The organism is Bacteroidales bacterium (genome assembly GCA_014860585.1).
GTDB lineage: Bacteria > Bacteroidota > Bacteroidia > Bacteroidales > 4484-276 > RZYY01.
Genome location: JACZJL010000172.1, coordinates 1 through 5,750 on the forward strand (window position 1 = coordinate 1; position 5,750 = coordinate 5,750).

Here is a 5,750-nt window from a genome sequence, read left to right on the forward strand (position 1 = left end):
TACGAGGTATTGCATGGTTTTCTCCTCTCCGGTACCGGGCGTAAAGGCTAAATTAACGTTAAACTGATCAAATGGAATGGAAGGAAAAAAGGTAGCCTGAATAAAATTTCCTCTGAAAAGCCCTATGGTTATTGCAATGAGTGCTACCGGAGTGACCAGCATCACCCATTTCCACCGAATGATAAAGCGGATGGTATGGCCATAAAGTTTATCACGCATCAGCCCAATGAATTTATCCATCGCAGTGCGGACACGATTGGTTCCATGATCCCGGGCAGAGACATTGAGTACATACTTACTCGAAAGGTGCGCGGGCAGAACCAGAAAGGCTTCAAAAAGCGACACCGTCAAACTGACAATCACCACCCAGCCGATATCACGGCTGAATTCAAAATTACCGGTAAGAAACAACAGCGGGGTAAAAGCCACAATTGTAGTGGTTACTGAGGTCAATACAGCCGGTAGTACTTCCATGGTTCCGTCGAGGGCAGCCTGTTTTGGACTTTTTCCGGATTCGAAGTGTGAATAAATATTTTCTGCAATCACCACACCATCATCCACCAGGATACCGATAACGAGTAGCATCCCAAAAAGCGAAATCATGTTGATGGTAAGCCCCGACAAGTATCCAAGAATGAACATTCCAAAAAATGAAGCCGGAATGCCAAAAGCCACCCAGAACGAAAGCCTTAAGCTGAGGAATAATCCAAGTGTAATAAGTACAAGCAGTAACCCGATGCCTCCGTTCTTGTAAAGCATATCAAGCCGGCTGTTCAGGTTGTCGAGGAAACTGTAGGTGATGACTAAATCAACGTTGTCATTATTATTGTTAAACTCCTCAACATAGTTGATCAGGTAATCAGAAATGGCGCCAAGATCTTCCTCCGGGAGTTTTTGTATGTTGATTGAAATACTGCGTTTTCCGTTGAGCAGGCTTTTATTTGGGACCTCTGCAAATTTAATTTTTATATCAGCAAGATCTCTCAGGTAAAGCTTGTTTCCATCATTGTTGGCCCTGATAATTATTTCACCAAGGACACCGGGATCTACCGACCGATGACGCGAACGGATCAGAATCTCTTCCTCATTCGACCTGATCTCCCCAGCCGAAATATCACGATTGTTATTGCTGATTGCCCTGGCAATTTCGTCGAGGCTTATACCATAACGTAACAGATCTTCCTGGGTGACTTCTACCGAAATCTCCACATCGGGATAGCCACTTAACTGCACCTGTGAGATAATTCCGGATCGCAAAAATTCATCTTCGATCTGCTGTGCCAGCGTCTTGAGTGTCAGAAGGCTCACATCGCCCGTAATCCCGAGAAAAGCTACATTGGTCAACGATCGTTGTTTGGAAATTACCGGTCTCTCGGCCTCGGGAGGGAAAGCGGAGATGCCATCAACTGAATTTTTTACATCGGCCAGAATTTCATCAATGTCATATGTGCCAGTGGTTTCAATGGTTACTCTTGCAAAATTTTCGGAGGAGGTGGAGGTGATTCTCTTTATTCCGATCAAACCCCTGACAGCCTCTTCGATCCGCGCAGTGATGCCCTCTTCCATTTCCTTTGGCGATGCGCCGGGGTAAAACACACTGATGTTGATAAACGTTTCGGATCGCTCGGGGAAAAAAGATTTTTTTAACCCCATAAAACTAAAAATGCCGCCAACGATCACCAAGGCAATAATCATGTTGGCATAAAACGGATACCTGATAAAATACTCAATAATTTTCCTCATCTTGGTTTTCTTTCTTTGAGAATATCAGAACGGGATTAAATCGCTTTGGTATGAACGATTGTCCCTTCTCTAACATTGATCAGGGGTTCAACAACCACCTCTTCGCCTTCTTCAAGCCCGTCAAAAAGCAGGGTGTTGCTGTTGATTTTACGAATGTTTATTTTCTTTTTATACAAAACACTATCTATCACCACAAACACTTCATTCTGGTTAAAGACAGCCTGCCTGGGAATTTCCATAGCGTCGGATATAATCTTGTTGTTGAAATTTGCCAGAAGGAACATGCCAACATAAATGGGATTGGTTTGATCGTTGTTAACCTGAACAAATACACTAACGGATTGGGTAGTGGGATCAACAAATTCGCTAATCCTGGTAACAATGCCTTTCCATGAGCTGGACCGGGTTTCATCCAGAACGGTCACCGGATCGCCTGTCCGGATAAATTTCAGGCTGCTCACTTCCACCGGAGCCTCAAGTTCCAACACATCAGTCTTGATGATCCGTGCGATTCGTGATCCTGAATTAGCAATAGCGCCAACCTCAAGGTTAACTTCCATGAAGGCTCCGTTAAATGGTGCATATTTATAATGTTTCTGAAGGCGTTCCTCAGCTACTTTGATCGTGTAGTATTGGTTAAGTATATCACGGCTCGAAAGAAAGATTTTAAGAGATTTGTCCTTTATTTCGGGAATTTCCGGAATTGGTTGATCAATCTCAATGCTTTCAAAAAAGTCCGACACCTTATCAAAACTTTCAGGATAATCGAACTTAATGTCAGCCAATGCATTGGCAATGGCGTTCATAAATCGGCTTTTCGAGGCTTTAAGGCTAAGCAGTTGCTCCTGGTCGTAGATGGTACAAATTAAATCTCCCTTTCTGAAGCGTTGTCCTTTTTTCATTGGCAATTTTCCGGGTAAAATCTCTCCCTGTACCTCCGAAATGATATCCACAATCCTCCCCGAAACCAACCTTCCAGGCACTTCAACAGCAGAATTGATATCGCTGTAACTAACCAGTTGCGTTTGAACAAGACGCTTGAACTCCGGTGGCGGGATCCTCGGCGGATCAGGCTTCATCGAAGTAAAAAGCCAGTTTAAAAGCAATCCTCCTCCAACGATCAGCAGGATAAAACCCCAGGTATAATACTTCCTGTACTTCATATTCTATCAATTAAAATTATTGACAACAAACAACAAATCCGTCGTATTGTTTTTGAAAAATTTTGGCGGGTTAGAAAGTCGGAATGGGGAAAGACACAATAATAACCTATCTTATGTAAAGAATATCTTTGCAGTTCATTTCAAAATTGACTCATCATGCAACGAATAAGAATAGCACCGGAAGGTCCGGAATTTTCGCGTATTTCACTTGGATGGATGCGTTTACAAGAATGGCATTTGAATACTGCCGGTTTAACTCGCATGATCAGGAAATCCATCGATCTGGGTTTAACTACATTCGATCATGCCGACATCTATGGCAGCTATACGTGCGAGGAAGTTTTCGGGCACGCCTTGTCCGAAACCCCCTCAATGCGACATGAGATTGAGATTGTAACGAAGTGCGGAATAAAGCTGATCAGCAAAAACCGCCCTGAAAATACCATTCATGCTTACGATACGTCAAAACAATACATCCTCTGGTCGGCTGAGAATTCGCTAAAAAAACTGCAGACTGATTACCTGGATGTTTTGCTCGTTCATCGCCCAGATCCGCTGATGGATGCTGATGAGGTTGCCGAAGCTTTTTACAAACTGAAAGAAGCAGGAAAAGTTCGCCATTTCGGGGTTTCCAATTTTACAACATCTCAGTTTGATTTGCTCCAATCACGCCTCGATTTTCCTTTGGTGACGAACCAGTTGGAGATTTCAGTTTTGCACCTGAATGCACTATTTGATGGCGCCCTTGATCAGTGCCAGCAAAAGCGGATCAGCCCGATGGCCTGGTCTCCAATTGGCGGGGGCAGGCTATTTTCAGGAAATTCAGAAAAGGAAATGCATGTCCGGAATGAGCTCCAAAGGATCGGGGAGGAGTTAGGCGGAGCAGCACCCGACCAGGTGGCTTTGGCCTGGCTGTTAAAACATCCCTCGAAAATTGTTCCGGTGCTTGGAACCGGAAATATGAAAAGAATCAAAGCAGCCAAAGAATCAATTGATCTTAAACTGTCAACCGACCAATGGTTCGGGATACTCGCAGCCTCAACCGGTCAAGAGGTGCCGTAATTTTATGTTTTAATCAATTTTGACGATTGATCAATAACAATCTTCTTTGAGTCTATCTTTATGGCCTCTCCCCGGAATTTTTGAAATCAGGAGGTTTTTTGATTTGTTGTGCAAAAAAATATGTTGATTCTCTCCTCCAGACTCTGTATTACCGACTGCACTTTCATTATAGTCCAATTTTATTTCAGCCATTGGACATTTTCAAGTTGTATCGGCCCCGGATGGCTATGACTTTCATAATTTCTCGTTGAAAATTATAAAATAGTTTTGGGCCATTCTATAATTATAGGTGGGATAAATTGTCGGTTTGATAAAAGTGAGATAGTCTAATCCCTGAGACAGCGCACACTTAAACCCAACAAATTAGCGGCGTTATTGGAGAATACAAATTCGCTGTCGTAAAACATGCCCCGGATCCAGGGAGGTGCGGAGCCGCCCGTTGTGGACGTCCACCATGAACCTTTTTCACCCAATTGATTGTAAGCATTATTCATGTGTCCGCCTGGAAGCGCCGAAAAGCCGTTTTCATTTGTTGCACCATAATTGGGGTCTTCCCATCTTGGATGAGGATCAGGGTCTTTGCGTATGCTTTTTAGTTTGCCGCCTGCAATATTTTCGCCACCGAGATACCAGGTCAGAACAGACCATTCCGTATGTGTGGGCAAATGCCAGCCATCAGGGCAGACAATAAGAGAGGCCGGCCAATTGTAAAGCACTCCATAATTTTGATAGTTTTTAGTGGCTTTAGCTTCATCTATATTCGTTCCCTGGTAACCCCAGACATAGTAAAAGGGATCGTAAGAGCTACCCTGCGATGATGGGCTTACAAGCGGAAGGTATGCAAGGTTCTCAGCCATCCATGTTTGCTCGCCAATAGTTACCACAGCATAATGTTTCCCGTCAGCATCCATACATTCGATAAATTCAAAATCAATGGTTTCGGTTTGTGTTGGCGTTAAGGTAATTACTCGTGCATAATTCCCCGAACTGCCTTTTAATAAAAGCCTTTCACCTTCATAGTAAAGCATTTGGATGGTTTCCTCAATGCTTTTTAATTTCCCTTCGGGTGTCCCGTCCTCAGTGGTGTTTTCATGTATTAATTTCGGAATTGAAGACTCTTTGGCAGAGGAAACCAGGCGGGCAGCATAAATGTTATCGTCAGTAGTTACCCTAACAACGTAACTTCCTGCTTTTAACTCTGATACCTCAAAAATGTGCCTGCCCTGCGAAAGGCACATTTCTTTACTGATCATACTTTTTCCTTCAAGGTCGGTAACTTCGATGATTACCTGGCCTGATGGTGAATTGTAAAATTCTATTTTCCCGGAATGACTTATAGGATTTGGATAAATGGTCAGATCACGGCTTACACCACTAAAAGGTTGAATCCCCAGTGTTGATGTAAGATGGAGGATGTCGGCGCCATTAATCAGCAACGAGTCGCCTCGGGTTAGGTTGACTATCAATACTGTTTCTACTGAATTGCTCAAACCAGACCCGGTGAAGTGGATCAGGTAGTCCTGGCTTGAAGCGCTTGAGGCGATAAAAACCATTGCTGCAAAAAAGAAAGTAAACTTTTTCATAAGAACTGTTTTTGGTCGAGAGTACAATGTAAAACACATTCAATTACAAAGATATATTAAATTACAAGGCCATATGATTCATCCAGCTTTTTGGAATTTTAGTGCCGTTTCTTTTATGTCAGCAGTCCAGAATGCGGATTTTCTACTCAATGGCATTGCTTGACCAGATTATTCTTTCAATCATTGGTCAATCAGTTTA

4 protein-coding genes are annotated in these 5,750 nt (G+C 43.1%); 1 reads left to right on the forward strand and 3 read right to left on the reverse strand.

Annotation, left to right across the window (positions count from 1 at the left end; translation table 11 throughout):
* Both IH598_16705 and IH598_16710 read right to left on the reverse strand, forming a co-directional pair.
* Window positions 1-1,743 (reverse strand): efflux RND transporter permease subunit (locus IH598_16705; protein ID MBE0640156.1); only part of this gene is annotated, 1,743 nt, incomplete at its 3' end.
* A gap of 35 nt (window positions 1,744-1,778) precedes the next feature.
* Entirely contained in the window at window positions 1,779-2,906 is a 1,128-nt protein-coding gene (locus IH598_16710; GenBank protein ID MBE0640157.1) for an efflux RND transporter periplasmic adaptor subunit, read from the reverse strand.
* A gap of 156 nt (window positions 2,907-3,062) precedes the next feature.
* Between IH598_16710 and IH598_16715 the strand changes: the two genes are divergently transcribed.
* A complete protein-coding gene (locus tag IH598_16715; GenBank protein MBE0640158.1) occupies window positions 3,063-3,968 on the forward strand; it encodes an aldo/keto reductase in 906 nt (301 codons plus the stop codon).
* A 326-nt stretch (window positions 3,969-4,294) separates the two neighbouring features.
* On the opposite strand, the gene IH598_16720 is transcribed toward IH598_16715, so the two are convergent.
* The gene (locus IH598_16720; GenBank protein MBE0640159.1) at window positions 4,295-5,551 is read right to left on the reverse strand and encodes a T9SS type A sorting domain-containing protein; all 1,257 of its coding nucleotides are present in this window, start codon (window positions 5,549-5,551) and stop codon (window positions 4,295-4,297) included.
* Window positions 5,552-5,750 lie beyond the last annotated feature (199 nt).

Bases quoted from the DNA above. Each gene is read 5' to 3' on its own strand.
- IH598_16715 (MBE0640158.1), top strand. From the start codon at position 3,063: ATGCAACGAATAAGAATAGCACCGGAAGGTCCGGAATTTTCGCGTATT.
- IH598_16710 (MBE0640157.1), bottom strand. From the start codon at position 2,906: ATGAAGTACAGGAAGTATTATACCTGGGGTTTTATCCTGCTGATCGTT.
- IH598_16720 (MBE0640159.1), bottom strand. From the start codon at position 5,551: ATGAAAAAGTTTACTTTCTTTTTTGCAGCAATGGTTTTTATCGCCTCA.